Source organism: Kitasatospora sp. NPDC088134 (assembly GCF_044741705.1).
Lineage (GTDB): Bacteria > Actinomycetota > Actinomycetes > Streptomycetales > Streptomycetaceae > Kitasatospora.
This window is the reverse complement of sequence record NZ_JBIUTD010000006.1, coordinates 19,168-37,890: the sequence shown is the minus strand read 5'-3', so window position 1 is coordinate 37,890 and position 18,723 is coordinate 19,168. Positions and strand designations below refer to the sequence as shown.

The following is an 18,723-nucleotide window of genomic DNA, read 5'->3' as shown; positions in this document are numbered from 1 at the left end:
GTTCGGGCGTGAGTACGAGTACTCAGCGCGGGCGGGAAATGTGGAGATCCGCCCGGTGGGGCCTCCACCGGGCGGATCGGTCGGCGCTCCCGACGGGGCGTCGTGGTGCGGAACGGCCCGTCAGGAGCGGCCGGTCACTCGGAGTCGGTGCTCTGGACCGGGATGACCTGGGCCACCGGGGCCGGGGCCTTCGCGGGCTCGGCCGGGGCGTCCGGGGTCATCGAGTTGAGCAGCTGGCGGGCCAGGCCGAGGCCGGTGCCGCCCATGGTGAGGGCCTTGGCGAACATCTCGGACATGCCCTCGGCGCCGTTCAGCAGCACCATGTGCTCGACGTTGCCGAACGCGTCGGCGCCGGCCCGGACGATGGCGGGCCAGTTCTCGGCGAGCTGCTGGGCGACCACCGCCTCCTGGTTCTCGGCCAGCGCCGCGGCGCGGGCCTTGATGCCCTCGGCCTCGGCGAGGCCCTTGGCCCGGGTGGCCTCGGCCTCGGCGAGGCCCTTGGCGCGGGACGCCTCGGCCTCGGCGAGGCCCTTGGCGGCCTCGGCGGCGGCCTGCGCCTCACCGGTGGCGCGGGTGGCCTCGGCGGCGGCCAGACCGCGGGCCCGGGTGGCCTCGGCCTCGGCGGCCGCGGCCACCTTGACCCGGTTGGCCTCGGCGGCGGTCTTCAGCTCGGTCTCCCGGGACAGCGCCTCGGCGGCGGAGATCCGGGCGTCACGGTCGGCCTCGGCCTTGGTGCGGGTCTCGTAGGCGCGGGCGTCGGCGGGCTTGCGGACGTCGACCTGGAGCTGCTGCTCCTTGCGGCGCGCCTCCAGCTCGGCGACCTTGGTCTCCTGGACCACCACCTCCTGCCGGGCGGCGGCCTGGGCGAGCGGTCCGGCCTGCATGGCGCGGGCCGCCGCAGTGTCCATCTCGGCCTGGTAACCGGCCTGCTGGATACCGGAGTTGCGCGTCGCCTCGGCCTTCCGGGCGAACGCCTCCTGCTCGGCCTCGGTGGCCCGGCGGTCGGCCTCGGCGGCCGCGATCCGGGCGTCCCGCTGGACGGCGGCGGCGTGCGGCGCGGCCAGGTTGGTGATGTAGCCGGTCGGGTCCAGGATCTCCTGGATCTGCAGCGAGTCGATGATCAGGCCGAGCTTCTCCATCTCGATGCCCGAGGCGGAGCGGGTCTCGCCGGTGAGGCGCTCGCGGTCGCGGATCATGTCCTCGACGGTCAGCCCGCCGACGATGGAGCGCAGGTGGCCGGCGAACACGTTGTGCACCCGGTGGCCCATCATCTTCTGCTGGTCCAGGAAACGGCGGGCGGCGTTGGCGATGGACGCGTTGTCGTCGCCCACCTTGAAGATCACCACGCCCTTGACGTGCACCGGGATGCCCTGCGACGTCACGCACTCGACGTCCAGCGCGGCCTCGTTGAGGTCCAGCGACAGCCGGCGCACCACCTGCATGCCGGGGATCACCAGGGTGCCCCGGCCGGTGACGACCCGGAAGCCGAGCCCCTCACCGTGCTTGGAACCGGAGATGACCAGGGCCTCGTTGGGCTCGGCCACCCGCCACATGAGTTTGAACAGCACGATCAGTGCGACGAGGCCAGCGACGGCTCCGCCGACAATGCCGATCAGCATCGGCAATCTCCCCCTTCAGGGCACACCGGTTCCGTGGCTGCGCTTCGGTCGTGCAGGATGGCGCGGAATCCGGTGGCAGCCCGCATTCTGCGCCTGTCCCGATCGCGGTGGAAGAGGGAACGCCGGTGTCGACCGTCACCGTCTCGAAACAGCTGGACGGCCTCAACCGTTCGCATGCTGACGGAGGCTCAGAGCGGCGCGACGTAGACCGTGCGCGGTGGCTGGTACTCGACCACGACCACCATCGAGCCGGGCTCCAGCCGCTCGCCCGGGACGGCGAGGTACGCCAGGAACGCCTCGGTGCCCTGCCGCTCCGGGATGTGCACCATCACCTCGCCGACCAGCCCGGCGCCGATCCGCCCCGTCACCCGCCCCGTCAGCCCGATCATCCGGGCCATTCTCCCACGTCGACCGGGTGGCGAACAGCTCGGCGGCGCGCGGGAGTTGCGCCTCCGGCGCATGGCGGGGCCAGGGACGCGCCCTGGACCGGGCGGGCCCGGTGCCCTACGGTGAGCGACGGACGCAGGCGGCGAACGCCTGCGCGGAACGGGAGCTCGGAGCACCGGGCTGAGAGGGCGCTGACGGTACGCGGGCCCGCGTACCACCTGCTGCGCCGACCGCAGGAACCTGACCGGGTAATGCCGGCGTAGGGAGTTGAAGGTCGCATGACCGCATTTGCCGAAGACACGTCTGCCCACCAGTCGGCCGCCACCGGCTACCCCACCCCGGCCTGGCGCAAGGCGTACCGCCGGGGCAGCCGCCCCGACCTGCTGGTCCCCTACCGCGAGGTCCGGCTCACCAACGGCGGGACCGTCCCGCTGTACGACACCTCCGGGCCGTACACCGACCCCGCCGTCCCCACCGACGTGCGGCGCGGACTGCCCGCGCTGCGCGACCCGTGGATCAGGCAGCGCGGGGACGTCGAGGAGTACGAGGGCCGCGAGGCCCGCCCCGAGGACGACGGGATCAAGCACACCGCGCCGCGCGGCGGCGACCTGCGCAACCTGGACGCGGTCTTCCCCGGCCGGCCGCGCCGCCCGCTGCGCGCCCGGGACGGCGTCGCCGTCACCCAGCTCGGCTACGCCAAGCGCGGCCTGGTCACCCCCGAGATGGAGTTCGTCGCGCTCCGGGAGGGCCTGGAACCGGAGTTCGTCCGCGAGCAGGTGGCGCGCGGCCGGGCCGTCATCCCGGTCAACGTGAACCACCCCGAGGTCGAGCCGGCCATCATCGGCACCGACTTCCTGGTGAAGATCAACGCCAACATCGGCAACTCGGCGGTCACCTCCTCGATCGAGGAGGAGGTGGAGAAGATGACCTGGGCCACCCGCTGGGGCGCCGACACCGTCATGGACCTCTCCACCGGCCGCAACATCCACACCACCCGCGAGTGGATCCTGCGCAACTCCCCCGTCCCGATCGGCACCGTCCCGCTCTACCAGGCGCTGGAGAAGGTCGACGGCCGGGCCGAGGAGCTCAGCTGGGAGGTCTACCGGGACACCGTGGTTGAGCAGTGCGAGCAGGGCGTCGACTACATGACGGTGCACGCCGGCGTGCTGCTGCGCTACGTCCCGCTCACCGCCCGGCGCAAGACCGGCATCGTCTCGCGCGGCGGCTCGATCATGGCCGCCTGGTGCCTGGCGCACCATCAGGAGAACTTCCTCCACACCCACTTCGAGGAGCTCTGCGACCTGCTGCGCGCCTACGACGTCACCTTCTCGCTCGGTGACGGCCTGCGGCCCGGCTCGATCGCCGACGCCAACGACGAGGCGCAGTTCGCCGAACTCACCACGCTGGGCGAGCTGGGCCGGATCGCCCGGGCCAAGGACGTCCAGGTGATGATCGAGGGCCCCGGGCACGTCCCGATGCACAAGATCCGCGAGAACATGGACCTGCAGAAGGAGATCTGCGACGAGGCCCCGTTCTACACCCTCGGCCCGCTGACCACCGACGTCGCGCCCGGCTACGACCACATCACCTCGGGCATCGGCGCCGCGATGATCGCCTGGTGGGGCACCGCGATGCTCTGCTACGTCACCCCGAAGGAACACCTCGGCCTGCCCGACCGGGACGACGTGAAGACCGGCGTCATCACCTACAAGATCGCCGCCCACGCCGCCGACCTCGCCAAGGGCCACCCCGGCGCGCAGGCCTGGGACGACGCGCTCTCCGACGCCCGCTTCGAGTTCCGCTGGGAGGACCAGTTCAACCTGGCCCTCGACCCGGAGACCGCCCGCGACTTCCACGACGAGACCCTCCCCGCCGAGCCCGCCAAGACCGCGCACTTCTGCTCCATGTGCGGCCCCAAGTTCTGCTCGATGAAGATCAGTAAAAGCATCATGGACACCTACGGCGACGACATGGCCGTGACCAGCGACGATGAGGCCGAAGCCGGCATGAAGGCCAAGTCCGAGGAGTTCGCTGCCAACGGCAACCGGGTCTACCTCCCGCTGGCCGACTGACGGAACGGCTCGCAGCAGCGCCCGCACCGGGAAGGAGGAGGGGGCCTTCCCGGTGCGGGCGCTCGGCCCGTCAGGCGTTGGCGGCCGACGAGGTCTCTCCTGGGGCCAGCTCGTCCTGGGCGACTCCTTGAAGGAAGTCATACCTCTCGGCATAGAACCGGCCAAGCTCCCGGATCTCGGGATCGGCACTGCTCAGTGCTCGCTGGACGATCTCCTGCAGCAGGGGCCATGCCTGGATACGTGCAGCCAGACTGGCGAGGCATCCGTATTCGTATGCGTCCTCGCTGTCCAGGTGTTGCCGGACAAGGGGTGTAAGCGCAGGCATCAACTTGTCGTGCGAGATGTGGTCGATCGCCTCGACAGCCCATCGATGGGTTCGGTCGGAGATGACCAGACACACCAACTCCGGCAGGAGATCCAGTGTGTCTCGGGAGAGTCCGTCCAGGTGGCGCAGAGCTGTTGTCTGACCCCAGCCGCGCTCACGGAGCGCATCTCGTAGGACACCTGTGGAGTCGGTGGCGTTCTGGTAGAACTCGGCCTGCACGCGGTTGAGCTCGCGGCGAGCAGAAACGACAGCGGCCCACAGTTCTTGATCGGACGGACTCGTCACAGGTCTGCCTCTGGCTTGGGCCCGGCCATGGAGACGGCGGGCGAACATTCGAGTGGACACCGTCAAGGAGCGTGATCTTCTGCCCGATGATGCCTCACAGGGCGGTCCTGGGGCGATATCCACGGATGTGCTGGTTGGGGGCTGACGTTGTCGTCGATGAAGGTCTCCCAGCAGATCCGCGACGAGCACGGTGACGGATCGTCGGCCGTGGCCACCGAGTTCGACGCCGACGCCCTGGCCGGCATGGCCGAGAAGTCGGCGGAGTTCGCGGCCCAGGGCAACCGGGTCTACCTGCCGCTGACGGGCTGAGGTAGGGCTGCGACCCTGACGGGCGCCGCTCCCGGAGGCTGACCTCCGGGAGCGGCGCCCGGTGCTTTCCGGCCCGATCCTGGTGGGCCCGCTGCTATATTCATGATTGTTGTTGGCCTTATATATCGGAGGCATGCATGAGCGTGACGACCATCGACCTGGACGACGACGCCCTCGCGAAGGCCCTGCGTTTCTCCGCAGGCGCGACCAAGAAGGACGTGGTCAACACCGCCCTTCGCGAGTACGCCGAGAGGCACGAACAGGCTGCCCGGCGCGCCAGGCACTTCCAGGCCGCCCAGCAGTGGGACTACGAGGGATGGCGGCAACTCCACGACGCCGAGAAGCAGGGTGAGGAGTGATCCGCTACCTCGCGGACTCCACCGCCGTATGGCGACTGCAGCGCGAGCGGCACCTGAACGACGCATGGGGAGAGGACATCGACCTACGCGTCATCGGATCGTGTGCTCCCCAGCGCACGGAGTTCCGACGCTCCGCCCTCAACCTCGTGCACTACGAGCAGATGGGCGAGATGTTCAGCGACCTGTACCCGGACGTGCCCCTGCCGAAGAACGTGTGGGGCTGGATCGAGTCGGCCCAGTTCAAGCTCGCGCAGGCCGGTGGTGCCGTCCGTGCGCTGTCCACCGTGGACCTGATGATCTGCGCCACCGCAGCTCACCACGGGCTCATCGTGCTGCATGACGACAAGGACTTCGTCACCGCGGCCGGTGTTCTTCCGGACGTCCTCCAGCGCAGCGTCCGTGACGTCCCGGCGTAGCCGTTGGTGATCGCGGGCTGTAAAGGCATTGGCAACCGACCCTGCTGATGCTGTCTTTGATCAAGTTCTGCTCGATGAAGATCTCCCGGCAGATCCGCGACGAGCACGGCGGCGAGGCCGAGTAGGCCGCGCCGGCCGGCATGGCCGAGAAGTCCGCCGAGTTCGCCGCCCTGGGCAACAAGGTCTACCTGCCGCTGGCCGACTGACGCAGGCCCCACCGATCGCGCCGCACCGGGAGACGGAGGGGGTCTCCCGGCGCGGCGCTCCGGCGTTTCGCGCAGCGTCCGCCCTTGCTGGCGACGGCGTAGTATTACGTAGTAGGGGTATTACGGGATACCGGAGGTTGCGATGCGGCTCAACAGCAAAGGGCAGGTCACCATCCCTGCGGACCTTCGTGAGAAGTGCGGTCTCCACCCCGGTGACGAGGTGGACGTGATCGAGGAGGACGGCGTGCTGCGGATAGTGCGCCGGGTCGGGAGCGGAACCCGGGGGCAGCGGCTGGCACAGCGCATGAGGGGCACTGCTGTCGGCGGCATGTCCACCGACCAGATCATGGAGCTGCTGCGTGGCGAGTAGCCGGCTGAGGCTGGTGGAACAAGCGCGGATTCGGCCGGTGACCCTGGTCGATTCGTGCGTGCTGCTGGATCTGATGACGGACGACCCCACCTGGGCCGACTGGTCCGAGGCCGAACTGGCCAAGGCTCAGGATGTGGGGCAGGTGGTGATCAATCCGATCGTCTACGCGGAGGTCTCGGTGGCGTACGCGGCGATCGAGGACCTGGACGCGGTCCTGCCCGCCGAGGAGTTCGTCCGTGAGCCGCTTCCCTATGAGGCGGGGTTCCTGGCAGGGAAGGCATTCCTGCGGTACCGGAAGCAGGGCGGGACGAAGGCCGCACCGCTGCCGGACTTCTACATCGGCGCGCATGCGGCCGTCCGGGGCCATCGCCTGCTCACTCGTGACGCCACGCGGTACCGCACGTACTTCCCGACCATTGAGTTGATCTGCCCCTGAACGGCCGGTATGGCCGAGAAGTCCGCCGAGTTCGCCGCCCAGGGCAACCGGGTCCACCTCCCGCCGGCCGACTGACCCGGTGTCATCGAGCGCGCCGTACCGGGAGACGAAGGGGGGTCTCCCGGCGCGGCGCTTCCTTTTTTCGTGCTGTCTCCGGCTGCCGGGTCGCCGGTCGCCGGGTGGGGTCAGGGGGAGTCCGGGCGGAGGCCGGCGGGGAGGGTGGCGGTGGCGAGTTGGGCGGCCAGGGTCTTGGCCTGGTCCTGGGTGAAGGTGCCGGTGATGACGGCCTCGCCGCCGGTGATGGACTGCTGGACGTAGGGGTGGGTGATGACGGTGCCGTCGAGGAGGACGGCGAGTTGGTTGCCGGGGGGCTGTTCGGAGGCGATCCGGCCGGTGAGGTCGGCGAAGGCGGTGCCGCCGGCCGGGGTGAAGCGGACGGTGATCTGCCAGCCACCGCCCTGCGGGTCGGCGGCGGCGGAACTGTCGGCGATGTCGGCGTTCTTGAGGGCGACCGGGCCGAGGGCGAACTTGTGGCGGGTGCGGTCGGCGGGCTCGGGGTTGCCGCAGGCGACGGCCCCGGCGGCCGGGTCGGCGGCGGACGGGGTGGCACTGACGGACGGGGTGGCTCCGGCGGACGGGCTCGCGGCGCAGTGCAGGGCGTCGAACCCGGCGCGCAGGGCGGGCGGGACGGTGGTCCCGGTGGCCCCGGGCGCGCTGCCGTCCACCGCGTCGGCGAGGACGGGGCGGATCTCCAGGGCGGGCCGGTGGACGAGGGCGGCGAGCTGATCGCCCGGGGGCGGGCCGGCGACGGAGAGCGAGAGCGTGCCGGAGCCGGTGCTGACCTGCGGGTCGGGCAGGCCGAGCAACTCGGCCCGGCGGCGGAGCTGCTCGGCGGCCCGGGTGAGCGCGTCGCCGCTCAGCTGCCCGTCCGTGCGGAAGACCGTGACCGTCCGGGGGCCGGCCGCCTTCGGGGCCGGGCCGCCGGACTCGCAGGCCGCGGCGCCGACCGCGCAGGCGAGCAGCAGGACGGTGGTGCCGGCGATCCGCGTCGAGGTCCGCATCGTTGGCTTCATGACGCCATTCTGGCAGCCGGGCCGCCGCCCCGGGGGCGGTCAAGGAATGTTCAACTCGGAGGAAAAGGACAAGAGTTGATGATCCGTCAGGCCGGGTACGCCAGGCGTTGGACGGCCGGGGCGGCGACCACCTGGACGGTGTCGGTGCCGGGGAGGCGGAGGTGGACGAAGCCGCCTTCGAGGGTGAAGGCGACGTCCTCGGCCCGGTCGACGGGGGTGCCGGTGGCGTCCAGGACGGTGTAGCCGGGGCGGAGTTCGACGGTGCCGCGGCGGGGCTGCGGGGTCATGCGGGGACCTCCGGGAAGTCGAGGACGGGCTGCGCCAGGTGGTTGAACCAGTTGGAGAGCGTGTTGAGGGCGAGGTGGGCGGTGATCTCGGCGAGTTCGGCGTCGGTGACGCCGGCCGCCCGGGCGGTGGCGAGCTCCTCGTCCGTGACCCGGCCGCGGGTGTGCAGGATGCGGTCGGCCAGCCGCAGCACCGCGTCGGCGTGCGGGTCGGTGTCGTCGGCGCCCTCGCGGGCCCGCGCGAGCTGCTCGTCGGTGAGGTGGAGCAGGCGGCGGCCGCGCAGGGTGTGGGCGCTGACGCAGTAGGTGCACTCGTTGTGCTGGGCGGTCAGCAGGGCGAGCTGTTCGCGGAGCTTCGGGCCGAGCGCGCCGCTGCCCAGCTGTTCGTGCAGGGCGAGGTAACCACCCAGTGCGGCAGGTGAGTTGGCGAGGGTGGCGTAGAGGTTCGGGACACGGCCGAGGCGGGCGCGGGTGCGCTCCAGCAGTCCGTCCGGGTCCGCGGTGAGTAGTGGCAGGCGTGGCACGGTCGCTCCAGATGGTACCGATCGGTTCCGTTCTGACGGCAGAGACGGTACTGATCGGTACCGTAATTCGTCAACCACCGGCTAGGCTTGGGGACATGGCCACCCACGCACGCGCCCGCCTGCTCGACACCGCCGAGGAACTCTTCTACGCCGAGGGCATCCGCGCCGTCGGCGTGGAGCGCATCCTCGCCGAGTCCGGCGTCGGCCGGGCCTCCTTCTACCGGCACTTCACCGGCAAGGACGAACTGGTCGTCGCCGTCCTCACCCGCCGCGACCGCGCCTGGCGCGACTGGCTCGCCGCCGGCGTCGCCGAGCGCGGCGGCCGCCCGCTGGACGTCTTCGACGCCCTCGCCGAACGCTTCGCCCGCGCCGACTTCCGCGGCTGCGCCTTCATCAACACCATGGTCGAGACCGCCGACCCGGACAGCCCCGCGCACCGGGTCGCCGCCGCCCACAAGCGCGCGGTGGTCGGATACGTGGCCGGCCTGCTCGCCGCCGAGGGCCGCTCCGAGGAAGAGGCCGCCGCCCTCGCCCGCCGCCTGGTCCTGCTGATGGACGGCGCCATCGTCACCGCCCTGCGCGAGGGCACCCCGGCCGCCGCCGCCGAGGCCCGGGCCGTCGCCGCCGCGCTGCTGGCGGGGGCGGGCACGGGAACGGCCGGTGCGGGAACGGCCGGTGCGGGAGCGGGCGGTGCGGGAGCGGGCGGTGCGGCGCTGGACGAATCGTGCGCGGCAGCCGCCGATCGGGGGTGATCCGTGCGCCCCGGCCCGACCCGCCGGGGCCCGGGGCGAGGATGCGGGAGAACCGTCCGCTCCCCGTCCACCCAGGAGGCGCACCCATGTCGGCCGACGTTCACCCCGGACTCGACACCCTGCGCGGCGCCGCCGCCGCGCTCCGGCCCGAACTGGTCGCGCTCCGCCGCGCCCTGCACCGCGAACCCGAGATCGGCCTCGACCTCCCCCGCACCCGGGAGAAGGTGCTCGCCGCCCTCGACGGCCTCCCGCTGGAGCTCACCCTCGGGACCCGGCTGTCCTCCGTCACCGCCGTGCTGCGCGGCGCCCGCCCCGGTCCCGCCGTCCTGCTCCGCGCCGACCTGGACGCCCTCCCCGTGCAGGAGAACACCGGCCTGCCGTACGCCTCCGAGGTCCCCGGCGCGATGCACGCCTGCGGGCACGACCTGCACACCGCCGCGCTGGTCGGCGCGGCCCGGCTGCTCGCCGAACGGCGCGAACAGCTCGCCGGCAGCGTGGTGTTCATGTTCCAGCCCGGCGAGGAGGGCGGCGGCGGAGCGGCCCTGATGGTCGAGGACGGCGTGCTGGACGCCGCCGGGGAGCGGGTCGCCGCCGCGTACGCCCTGCACGTCGGGGCCGCGCTGCTGCCCGCCGGGTACGTCGCGGGCCGGCCCGGGCCGATCATGGCCGCCTCCGACACCCTGCGCGTGGTGGTCCGTGGCCGCGGCGGCCACGGCTCCAGCCCGCACCTCGGCCTCGACCCCGTCCCGGCCGCGTGCGAGGCCGTCCTCGCCCTGCAGACCCTGGTCACCCGGCGCTTCGACGCCTTCGACCCGGTCGTCCTGACGGTCGGGACCTTCCACGCCGGAACGGTCGAGAACGTCATCCCGGACGAGGCGGTGTTCGCGGCGACCGTCCGCTCCTTCTCGCCCGCCGCCCGCGAACGGGTGCTCACCGAGGCCGTCCGGGTGGTCCGCGGCATCGGCGAGGCGCACGGCTGCGAGGTCGACGCGACGGTCGAGCACGGCTACCCCGTGACGGTCAACGACCCCGCCGAGGCCGGGTACGTGGAGCGGACGGTGCGTCAACTGCTCGGTGAGGAGCGGTACATCGAGATGCCGAGGCCGCTGGCGGGCTCGGAGGACTTCGGGGTGCTGGCGGGGCACGTGCCGGCCGCGTACGTCATGTTCGGCGCATGTCCTGCGGAGGCCGACCCGTTCACCGCCCCGTACAACCACTCGGCCGAGGCCCGCTTCGACGACAGCGTCCTCGCGGACGCGGCGGCCCTGCTCGCGGCCCTCGCCCTGGGCACCCGGGACGGCAGGTAGGGGCCCGGGGAACTTCTCGGCAGGCGGGACGGAGAAATCAGGGGCCCGGGGAACGGCGGGGCCGAGGGGCTGATCGCCGGGACACAGTGGGGCGCCACGGGGCGTCGGCCGAAAGACCTTCGGCCCGAAACGGGGTGGCGCCTCGCGGCCCGTCGGACACCCGCCCCTCGGCTCCGCCGTTCCCCGGGCCCCTGGATGGAGCTGCGCTCCACCCCGGGCCCGGGACGGAGCTTCGCTCCCGCGAGAGCGCGGCGGCCGCGAGCTACGGCTCGATGGGGACGTAGGCGGTGCGGCGGCCGTCCGGGGTGAGGAGGTGGCCGACGAGTTTGAGGGTGCGGAGGGTGACGTGGCGGTCGTGGACGCGGATGGCGGGGTGGTGGTGGGCGAGGTCCTGTTCGATGCGGCGGAGGTCGGGGAGTTGCGGGGTGATCAGGTAGAGGGCGAGGTTGGCGGGGCCGACCGTGACGGCGCACATCCGGGTCTGCGGGAGGGCGGTGAGGTGGCGGGCGGTGTCGGGGAGGGCGGCGGGCGGGACGTCCAGCCAGAGCATCGCGCCGACGGGGTGGCCGGTGACCTGGGGCGAGGCGTCGCAGCGGAGCACCGCGCGGCCGGAGTCGCGGAGTTCGGCGAGGCGGCGGCGGACGGTGCTGGCGGGCAGGCCGGTGCGGGCGGCGAGTGCCGCGTAGGACATCCGGCCGTCCGCGCCGAGGGCCTGGATGAGGGCGAGGTCCTCCTCGACGCGGTGGCCGCCGGGCCCGTGGCGGCCCGGTCCCGGCGGCGGGGCGGCGATGGCACGGCGCTGTTCGGCGTCGAGGGCGCCGTTGGAGAACCGGCTGCCCTCGACCAGGGTGCGTTCGACCAGGGTGGTGCGGGTGCGCAGGACGCCGGGGACGGTGCCGAGCCGGTCGAGCAGGTAGCCGGTGAGCGAGGCGTGGTCGTAGGCGGCGACGGTGAGCAGCAGGTCGGCGTCGCCGGTGACGAGTTCGATGCTGGCGGTCTGCGGGTGCCGGGCGATCTCGGCGGCGACCCGGCCGACCCGGTCGGCGGGGCAGTCGACCTGGACCAGGGCGGTGAGGCCCCGGCCGATCCGGTCGGCGTCGGGGTAGCAGGTGACCCAGGCGTTGCCGTCGGCGGTGAGCCGGGACCAGCGGCGGGACAGGGTGGCCGGGTCGACGCCGAGCGGGGCGGCCAGCCGGGACCACGGGGCCCGCGGGTCGACGCGCAGGGCGTCGACCAGGGCCAGGTCCAACTCGTCGATCATGGCTGATCCTTGCGCGGGGTCGGCCGCAGGAACGGATTCGTGCGCGGGCGCTGCCGGGGTCTCCAGGTTAGCCATCCTGTCGGCCACCCCCACCCCTGCGCACCCCCGTGGAACCGCCGATGACGACGACCGCCGGCCCGACCGCCGACCTCCCCGGCCCCGACGACTCCCCCGCTGACCCCGCCGACCCCGCCGACCCCGCCCGTCCTGCCGTTCGGGCCGCCGCCGCGGCCGTGCCGCTGCTCGCCCTGGTCGAGTTCGCCTCGGGCGTGCTGCAGGGCGGGTTCCCGATCCTGCTGCCGCGGCTCGGCGAGCACCTGGACCTGCGGGCCGCCGACCTGAGCCTGGCGCTGGGCGCGGAGTTCCTGGTGTCGGGCGTCGCGGTGCCGCTGACCTCCCGGCTGGGCGACCTGTACGGGCACCGCAGGCTGCTGCGGGCCACCGTGCTGCTGACGCTGCTGGGCTCCGTGGTGACGGCGCTGGCCCCGGACCTGCCGGTGCTGCTGGCGGGCCGGGCGCTGTCGGGGTTCCTGGCGTGCTGGCTGCCGCTGGAGTTCGCCGTCCTGCGGGACCGGCTGGGCGAGGAGCGCGGCGGCCGCGCGGTGGGCCCGCTGGTGGGCGCGCTGACGGTGGGGTCGACGCTGGGCGCGCTGGCGGTCGGCGGCCTGGGCGCGGACCCGGCGGCGACCCGGCCGCTGCTGTGGGCGCTGGCGGTGCTGCCGGTGCCGGTGCTGCCGGTGGTGTGGTGGCTGGTCCCGGAGTCGCAGGTGCGGGCGGCGGGCCGGATCGACCGGGCGGGGGCGGCGCTGCTCTCGCTGGGCCTGACCCTGCTGCTGGCGGGCCTGGGCGCGAGCGGGGTGCTGCCGGGGGCGGTGACGGGGCTGCTGCTGGCGGCGGGCGTGCTGCTGCTGGCGCTGTTCGTCCGGCAGCAACTGCGCGCGGAAACCCCGGTGGTGGACGTCCGGTTGCTGGCCCGCCGGGCCACCGCCCCGGTGTTCGGGCTGAGCTTCCTGCTGGGCTGCGCGCTGTACGGGGCGCAGGGCCCGACGCTGGCGTTCCAGGCGGCGCGGCCTGCGGAGACGGGGTACGGCCTGGGCGCGGTGCCGCTGGTGCTGGGCCTGCTGGTGCTGCCGCAGACGGCGGCGGCGACGCTGGGCGCCCTGACGGCGCACCGGTTGACGCTCCGTCAGGACGTGTCGCGGGTCCTGGGCCTGGGGTTCGCGCTGTGCGCCACCGGCTACGGGGTGATCGCGCTGGGGCACGCGGCGGCCTGGCAGTTCGTGCTGGGCGGGGCGTTGGCGGGGTACGGGGCGGGGCTGGGGCTGAGCCTGCTGCCGGCGCTGCTGATGCGGCGGCTGCCGGCCGACCGGACGGGCGTCGGCACGGGCGTGTACAACACGCTGAAGTCGCTGGCGGGCGCGGCGGCGGGCGTGCTGGCGGCGGTGGTGCTGGACCGCCTGGTGCTGCGGCCGGGCGTGCCCTCGGAGGGCGCCTACACGCTGGTGTGGGCGGCCTGTGCGGCGGCGTGCGCGCTGGGCGTGCCGGTGGCGCTGGCACTGCGGCAGCGAAGGCTCTGACGGCCCGTCAGGACGGAGGCCGGTCAGACCTCGTCCGGGCCGGTGAAGTCGGGGCTGTCGTGGCCGGGCGGGGTGAAGCCGGGCGGCCGGCGGCGGCCGTCGGCGTCGGTGATGCCCTCGGGGCCGGGGCTGTCGAAGTCGGGGGAGGTGAAGTCGGGGCTGTCGTGGTCGGGGCTGCTGAAGCCGGGGCGGCGGGGGGTGCGGCCCTCGGCGGGGCTGGTGAAGTCGGGCGCGGTGTAGCCGGGGTTGCGGTCGGTGGTGCGGGGGCGGCCCTGCGGGTCGGTGAGGCGTTCCGGGCCGGGGCTGGTGAAGCCGGGGCCGTCGGGGCGGGGGCGGCCGTCGGCGTCGGTGAGCCCTTCGGGGCCCGGGCTGGTGAAGTCGGGGGAGGAGTAGCCGGGGCCGCTGAACTCGGCGGGCCGGGGGCGCCGGCCCTCGGCGTCGGTGAGCCCTTCGGCGCCGGGGCTGCTGAAGCCGGGGCTGGCGTAGGCGGCCCGGCTGTAGCCGGGGCGGTGCAGCTCGGGCGGGGCGGTGCGGGGGCGCGGGACGGGGGCGGCCGGGGGTTCGGCGCCGAGGTTGGCGTGCAGCCAGGGCAGCAGGGCCCGTTCGCGCAGCGCGTCCTGCCAGGCGGCGCGGGCCTCGGCGAGGTCGGCGTGCTGCTGCGGATCGGCGTGGTCGGGGGCGGCGGCGTCGCGCAGCGCGGTGAGGACGAGTCCGGCGCCGCCGATCAGCAGTGCGGCGGCGGCGACGGCCAGGGCGAGGACGCCGGCGGTGACGGTGGAGCGGCCGAGCGCGAGCGCGGGGTCGGCGGCCCGGAGCAGCCAGCCGACCAGCAGCAGGATCAGGCCGGCCGCACCGGCCAGCACGGGGGTGAGCACGGTGAGCACGGGGAAGACGCCGGGCCCGGCGGGCGGGACACCCGTGGGGCGTTCGGCGAGCGCGGTGCGCAGCGCCAGGTAGTGCGCGTACTCGGGGGCGGCGGGCGCGGCGACGGCGTCGGCGTCGGCGAGCGCCGTGGTGTGCAGCTGTTCGGCGGTGCGGCGTGCGCCGGGTGCGGCGAGGGCCTGCCGGACGCCGGGTTCGCGCAGGGCGTCGTCGAGCAGGCGCGCGAAGGCGGCGCGGTCCTCGGCGAGCAGGCGCGGGGGGTTGCTCATGGGTACCCCGTTCCACGAGGTCGACGGAGAGTCGGTGGGCCTCGATCGTAGGGGTGCGCGGGAGCGTGCGGACAGCCTGTTTCCGGAACTTCAGGACCGTCAGCGGCCGTGCGCCGCCGTGCAGTTGTTCAGTGCGCGGGCGCGCGCGGCGGTGTCAGTTCAGTGGCAGCCGGGCGACCAGCAGGCGGCCGTCCATGGTCACGCCGCCGTCCATGGCGATGGCCAGCTCGTCAGCGTAGATGTAGGGGCCGGGGACGTGCGGCGGGGTGCCGTCCTCGGGCTGGTCGCCGGTGAGGTACGGGATCGGGCTGTGGCCGTGCACCACCCGGTAGCCGCCGTAGACGCCGAGCAGTTCCTGGGCGGACATGGTGCCGGCCTGGCCGCGGAAGGCGAACCGCTTGGTGAACTTGCGGAAGGCGTCCCACCACTCGTCGATGCCCTCGTCGGCGAGCAGGGCGTGCACGGCGTCGTTGACGTCGGCGACGGTCTCGCCGTACTCGAGGTACGCGGTGGTGTCGGAGTGCAGCAGCAGGTGGCCGTCCTCCAGGGCCATCGCGGGCAGCCGGGACAGCCAGCTGATGTGGTGCGGCTGCAGGCGCTCCAGGTCGTGCTGCTGGCCGCCGTTGAGCCGCCAGGCGGCGAGGAAGGAGGCGGTGCCGGCGGTGGACTGGACGGCCTCGTCGCCGTAGCGGGCGGCGCCGAGGAAGAGCAGTTCGTGGTTGCCCATCAGGGCGCGGCAGTAGCCGCCGGCCGCGGCGGCCTCGGCGGCGAGCTGCATGACCAGGTCGATGACGCCGATGCCGTCGGGGCCGCGGTCGGTGAAGTCGCCGAGGAACCAGACCCGGGAGCGGCCGGCCGACCAGTGGCCCTCGGCGTCGATCAGGCCCTGCTGGTGCAGGGCGGCGAGCAGTTCGTCGAGGTAGCCGTGCACGTCGCCGATGACGAACAGCGGCCCGGGGCCCTCGCCGGGTTCGGGCTGCGGGTAGGGGAAGTGCACCTCGACCGGGGGGGCGTCCAGCGGCGGGCCGAGCTCGATGGTCGGCGGGTCCTCCGAGGCGGCGGCCGCGGTGGGCGCGTAGTGGCCGGGGACGGGGGCCGCGTCGCCGAACTGGCCGCTGGGGGCCCAGTGCTGTTCGAGGTAGCGGGCGCCGCCGTAGGTGCTGTGGGTCTCGTCGTACGGGTGGCCGGCGGGTTCGGCCGGCTCGAACCAGGAGCCCTGCGGGAGCACGTCGAGGTCCTGGCGCGGGCCGTGGCCCGAGTACGGCTGCTCGGGATCGCGGAAGAGGTCCTCGGGTGTCATTCGCCCATCATAGGAAGCGCACTCTCCCGGCGTCCTCACCCGGTCGGTATCCGATGTCGCCGACCCCGCGGCGGGGCCGCCCCGCCGCCCGGTCTGCCCCGGTCTGGGCTGGTCCAGACCAGCGGGCGGCGGGCGGGCGGCGGGGTCACACCTCGCCGGGCGGGCGGGGCGGGCTGACCGTGGTGCGCGGGCTGCGGCGCTGCGAGGAGGCCCGGACGATCAGCTCGGTCGGCATCAGGGTGCCGGGCGGCGGGCCGTGCCCGGCGGTCCGGTAGCGGGGCGGGAACAGCCGGCCGGGGGCGGCGCCGGAGCCCGCCTCGACTCCTTCGATCGCGTCGATCAGCAGGTTGACCACGGTGGTGCCGATCCGACGGGGTTTCAGCGACAGGGTGGTGATCGGCGGTTCGGTGTTGGCGTAGACGTCGGACTCGCTGCAGCACACCAGCAGCAGGTCGTCCGGGACCCGCAGGCCGTAGCGGCGGGCGGCGGCCAGCAGGTCGGTGCCGTTCGGGTCGAACAGGCCGTAGACCGCGTCCGGGCGGTCCGGGCGGGCCAGCAGCCGGTCGGCGGCGACCGCGCCGGCCGCCGGGTCGTGCGCCGGGTAGGTCTCGTAGACCGGTTCCTGGCCGACCCGGTCGCACCAGGCCAGGTACGCCTCGGTGGAGAGCCGGGTGTAGGTGTCGGTGGAGGTGCCGGTGAGCAGGCCGATCCGGCGGGCGCCGACCTCGCTCAGGTGCTCCAGGATGCCCAGCACGGCGGCCTCGTGGTCGTTGTCGACCCAGGCGGTGACCGGGCAGTTGCCCGGTTTGCCGTCCGAGACCACCGGCACCCCGGACCGGTACAGCTCGGTGACCAGCGGGTCCTGGTCGGGCGGGTCGATCACCACCGTGCCGTCCAGCGCGATGTTGCTCCACACGTCGTGCCGGGAGGACGCGGGCAGCACCACCAGGGCGTAGCCGCGGCCCAGCGCGGCGCTGGTGGCGGCCCGCGCCATCTCCGCGAAGTAGGCGAACTCGGTGAAGGTGAACGGCTCCTCGCCGTACGTGGTGACGGTCAGGCCGATCAGGCCGGACCGCCCGGTGCGCAAGGTCCGGGCGGCGGCGGAGGGCCGGTACCCGAGCCGCTCGGCGACCTCGCGGACCCGGCTGCGGGTCTCGTCGGGGAGCCGGCCCTTGCCGTTCAGGGCGTCCGAGACCGTGGTGATGGACACGCCGGCGGCCGCCGCGACGTCCCGGATGCCGGCCCGCTCCAGGCGCCGTGATGCGGTGGTCCGACGACCGTTCTGATTGGCTGCTGCTGTCATGGCGGACCGATCGTATGGCTCATGACGGCGTTCCGTGACCGCTTCGCTACAGGTCGCAGAAGATACGTTTCTCCATGAACAGGTTTGGGGCGTTCCCTTCGATAGCTGCGGTTTTCCGGCTCGGATACCTCTGACATGTGCCAAAGGAACCCGGCAGAATGGCTGATCTGCACCCGTAACCCGGACGAGCATCTCACCCTCACGGGTGAGGGCGGTCGGTATCGTTCACGGCACCCGACCGGGGACGGAACGGCGCCACCGCCGAGGAAGAAGAAACGGAGAACCCCGTGGTTCAGCGTGAGCACGGTCCCCGGCTGCGGCCGAACCTGGACGGCATCCCCAGCTACAAGCCCGGCAAGCCGGCCGGCGCCGACGCCTTCAAGCTGTCCTCGAACGAGAACCCCTACCCGCCGCTGCCGGGCGTCCTGGACGCCGCCCTCGCCGCCGCCGGGAGCTTCAACCGCTACCCCGACATGGCCGTCGGCGAGCTGACCGCCGAGCTCGCCGCCCGCTTCGGCGTCCCCGCCGAGCACATCGCCACCGGCACCGGTTCGGTCGGCGTCGCCCAGTCCCTGGTGCTCTCCACCGCCGGCGAGGGCGACGAGGTGATCTTCGCCTGGCGCTCCTTCGAGGCGTACCCGATCATCACCCGGGTCGCCGGTGCCACCCCCGTGCCCGTCCCGCTGACCGCCGACGAGGCGCACGACCTCGACGCGATGCTCGCCGCGGTCACCGACCGGACCAGGCTGATCTTCGTCTGCAACCCCAACAACCCGACCGGCGCCGCGATCCACCGCGAGGAGCTGGTCCGCTTCCTGGACGCCGTCCCCGCGCACGTCCTGGTGGTGCTGGACGAGGCCTACCGCGAGTTCATCCGCGACGAGGAGGTCCCGGACGGCATCGAGCTGTACCGCGACCGCCCCAACGTCTGCGTGCTGCGCACCTTCTCCAAGGCGTACGGCCTGGCCGGCCTGCGGGTCGGCTTCGCCGTCGCCCACCAGCAGGTCGCCGACGCGCTGCGCAAGACCGCCGTCCCGTTCGGCGTCAGCCAGCTCGCCCAGGACGCCGCGGTCGCCTCGCTGCGCGCCGAGGAGGCGCTGCTGGAGCGGGTCGAGGCGCTGGTCGGCGAGCGCGCCCGGGTGAGCGCCGCGCTGCGCGCCCAGGGCTGGACGGTCGTCGACTCGCAGGCCAACTTCGTCTGGCTGCGGCTCGGCGAGCGCACCCTGGACTTCGCCGCCGCCGCGGCCGAGGCCGGCGTGGTGGTCCGCCCGTTCCCCGGCGAGGGCGTCCGGGTGTCGATCGGCGAGGTCGCGGGCAACGACCTGTTCCTGGCCGCCGCGGAGGCGTTCCGCAAGGAGCTCTGACCGGACGGAAGTTGGCCTCTCGCCAGCTGATCGAACGTCAGTC

20 protein-coding genes and 1 riboswitch are annotated in these 18,723 nt (G+C 73.5%); of the genes, 10 read left to right on the top strand and 10 right to left on the bottom strand.

Annotated features, from left to right (window positions below; translation table 11 throughout):
- Positions 1 to 134: 134 nt before the first annotated feature.
- Entirely contained in the window at positions 135 to 1,619 is a 1,485-nt protein-coding gene (locus ACIOHG_RS11930) for a flotillin family protein (RefSeq protein WP_400948609.1), read from the bottom strand.
- Between the two features lie 188 nt (positions 1,620 to 1,807).
- Positions 1,808 to 2,008, bottom strand: coding sequence for a hypothetical protein (locus ACIOHG_RS11925; protein WP_400948606.1), 201 nt, complete (start codon positions 2,006 to 2,008; stop codon positions 1,808 to 1,810).
- Between the two features lie 147 nt (positions 2,009 to 2,155).
- Positions 2,156 to 2,289, top strand: a riboswitch (TPP riboswitch).
- Here ACIOHG_RS11925 and thiC point away from each other — a divergent pair.
- A complete protein-coding gene (gene thiC, locus ACIOHG_RS11920; RefSeq protein WP_400948605.1) occupies positions 2,285 to 4,078 on the top strand; it encodes a phosphomethylpyrimidine synthase ThiC in 1,794 nt (597 codons plus the stop codon). It overlaps the preceding riboswitch by 5 nt.
- 70 nt (positions 4,079 to 4,148) lie before the next feature.
- Here the strand turns inward: thiC and ACIOHG_RS11915 are convergent, their stop codons facing one another.
- The gene (locus ACIOHG_RS11915) at positions 4,149 to 4,688 is read right to left on the bottom strand and encodes a hypothetical protein (protein WP_400948602.1); all 540 of its coding nucleotides are present in this window, start codon (positions 4,686 to 4,688) and stop codon (positions 4,149 to 4,151) included.
- 156 nt (positions 4,689 to 4,844) lie between these two features.
- Between ACIOHG_RS11915 and ACIOHG_RS11910 the strand changes: the two genes are divergently transcribed.
- The 5 genes from ACIOHG_RS11910 to ACIOHG_RS11890 all read left to right on the top strand — a co-directional run bounded on the left by ACIOHG_RS11910 (position 4,845) and on the right by ACIOHG_RS11890 (position 6,784).
- Positions 4,845 to 4,997: a thiamine biosynthesis protein ThiC gene (locus ACIOHG_RS11910; protein ID WP_400948600.1), complete on the top strand. Its 153-nt coding sequence runs from the start codon at positions 4,845 to 4,847 to the stop codon at positions 4,995 to 4,997.
- Between the two features lie 137 nt (positions 4,998 to 5,134).
- Complete coding sequence (locus tag ACIOHG_RS11905) at positions 5,135 to 5,356, top strand: type II toxin-antitoxin system VapB family antitoxin (RefSeq protein ID WP_400948598.1); 222 nt, start codon at positions 5,135 to 5,137, stop codon at positions 5,354 to 5,356.
- The gene (locus ACIOHG_RS11900) at positions 5,353 to 5,772 is read left to right on the top strand and encodes a PIN domain-containing protein (RefSeq protein WP_400948595.1); all 420 of its coding nucleotides are present in this window, start codon (positions 5,353 to 5,355) and stop codon (positions 5,770 to 5,772) included. Before ACIOHG_RS11905 ends, ACIOHG_RS11900 begins: the two co-directional genes overlap by 4 nt.
- A gap of 348 nt (positions 5,773 to 6,120) precedes the next feature.
- Positions 6,121 to 6,348, top strand: a complete 228-nt coding sequence (locus ACIOHG_RS11895) for an AbrB/MazE/SpoVT family DNA-binding domain-containing protein (RefSeq protein ID WP_400948592.1) — start codon at positions 6,121 to 6,123, stop codon at positions 6,346 to 6,348.
- Positions 6,349 to 6,385: 37 nt separating this feature from the next.
- The gene (locus tag ACIOHG_RS11890) at positions 6,386 to 6,784 is read left to right on the top strand and encodes a type II toxin-antitoxin system VapC family toxin (protein WP_400948590.1); all 399 of its coding nucleotides are present in this window, start codon (positions 6,386 to 6,388) and stop codon (positions 6,782 to 6,784) included.
- Between the two features lie 185 nt (positions 6,785 to 6,969).
- Here the strand turns inward: ACIOHG_RS11890 and ACIOHG_RS11885 are convergent, their stop codons facing one another.
- From ACIOHG_RS11885 to ACIOHG_RS11875, 3 genes are all read right to left on the bottom strand, one after another.
- Positions 6,970 to 7,857, bottom strand: coding sequence for a SecDF P1 head subdomain-containing protein (locus ACIOHG_RS11885; RefSeq protein WP_400948588.1), 888 nt, complete (start codon positions 7,855 to 7,857; stop codon positions 6,970 to 6,972).
- An 86-nt stretch (positions 7,858 to 7,943) separates the two neighbouring features.
- Positions 7,944 to 8,144 (bottom strand): hypothetical protein, encoded by a 201-nt coding sequence (locus ACIOHG_RS11880; RefSeq protein WP_400948585.1) that lies wholly within the window; start codon positions 8,142 to 8,144, stop codon positions 7,944 to 7,946.
- The gene (locus ACIOHG_RS11875; protein WP_400948582.1) at positions 8,141 to 8,665 is read right to left on the bottom strand and encodes a carboxymuconolactone decarboxylase family protein; all 525 of its coding nucleotides are present in this window, start codon (positions 8,663 to 8,665) and stop codon (positions 8,141 to 8,143) included. The genes ACIOHG_RS11880 and ACIOHG_RS11875 overlap by 4 nt, the downstream gene beginning before the upstream one ends.
- 95 nt (positions 8,666 to 8,760) lie before the next feature.
- Between ACIOHG_RS11875 and ACIOHG_RS11870 the strand changes: the two genes are divergently transcribed.
- Both ACIOHG_RS11870 and ACIOHG_RS11865 read left to right on the top strand, forming a co-directional pair.
- Positions 8,761 to 9,417: a TetR/AcrR family transcriptional regulator gene (locus ACIOHG_RS11870; protein ID WP_400948580.1), complete on the top strand. Its 657-nt coding sequence runs from the start codon at positions 8,761 to 8,763 to the stop codon at positions 9,415 to 9,417.
- Positions 9,418 to 9,503: 86 nt separating this feature from the next.
- Positions 9,504 to 10,724 (top strand): M20 family metallopeptidase, encoded by a 1,221-nt coding sequence (locus tag ACIOHG_RS11865; protein ID WP_400948577.1) that lies wholly within the window; start codon positions 9,504 to 9,506, stop codon positions 10,722 to 10,724.
- Between the two features lie 262 nt (positions 10,725 to 10,986).
- Here ACIOHG_RS11865 and ACIOHG_RS11860 read toward each other — a convergent pair whose 3' ends face one another.
- Positions 10,987 to 11,985, bottom strand: coding sequence for an Lrp/AsnC family transcriptional regulator (locus ACIOHG_RS11860; protein WP_400948574.1), 999 nt, complete (start codon positions 11,983 to 11,985; stop codon positions 10,987 to 10,989).
- Between the two features lie 119 nt (positions 11,986 to 12,104).
- On the opposite strand from ACIOHG_RS11860, the gene ACIOHG_RS11855 reads away from it, so the two are divergent.
- Positions 12,105 to 13,562, top strand: a complete 1,458-nt coding sequence (locus tag ACIOHG_RS11855) for an MFS transporter (protein ID WP_400948572.1) — start codon at positions 12,105 to 12,107, stop codon at positions 13,560 to 13,562.
- 23 nt (positions 13,563 to 13,585) lie between these two features.
- Here ACIOHG_RS11855 and ACIOHG_RS11850 read toward each other — a convergent pair whose 3' ends face one another.
- The 3 genes from ACIOHG_RS11850 to ACIOHG_RS11840 all read right to left on the bottom strand — a co-directional run bounded on the left by ACIOHG_RS11850 (position 13,586) and on the right by ACIOHG_RS11840 (position 17,316).
- Entirely contained in the window at positions 13,586 to 14,713 is a 1,128-nt protein-coding gene (locus ACIOHG_RS11850; protein WP_400948569.1) for a hypothetical protein, read from the bottom strand.
- A gap of 154 nt (positions 14,714 to 14,867) precedes the next feature.
- A complete protein-coding gene (locus ACIOHG_RS11845; RefSeq protein WP_400948566.1) occupies positions 14,868 to 16,013 on the bottom strand; it encodes a metallophosphoesterase in 1,146 nt (381 codons plus the stop codon).
- A 145-nt stretch (positions 16,014 to 16,158) separates the two neighbouring features.
- On the bottom strand, positions 16,159 to 17,316 hold the full coding sequence (locus ACIOHG_RS11840; RefSeq protein ID WP_400948563.1) for a LacI family DNA-binding transcriptional regulator: 1,158 nt from the start codon (positions 17,314 to 17,316) through the stop codon (positions 16,159 to 16,161).
- Positions 17,317 to 17,603: 287 nt separating this feature from the next.
- On the opposite strand from ACIOHG_RS11840, the gene hisC reads away from it, so the two are divergent.
- A complete protein-coding gene (gene hisC / locus ACIOHG_RS11835) occupies positions 17,604 to 18,680 on the top strand; it encodes a histidinol-phosphate transaminase (protein ID WP_400948560.1) in 1,077 nt (358 codons plus the stop codon).
- The last annotated feature ends 43 nt before the right edge of the window (positions 18,681 to 18,723 follow it).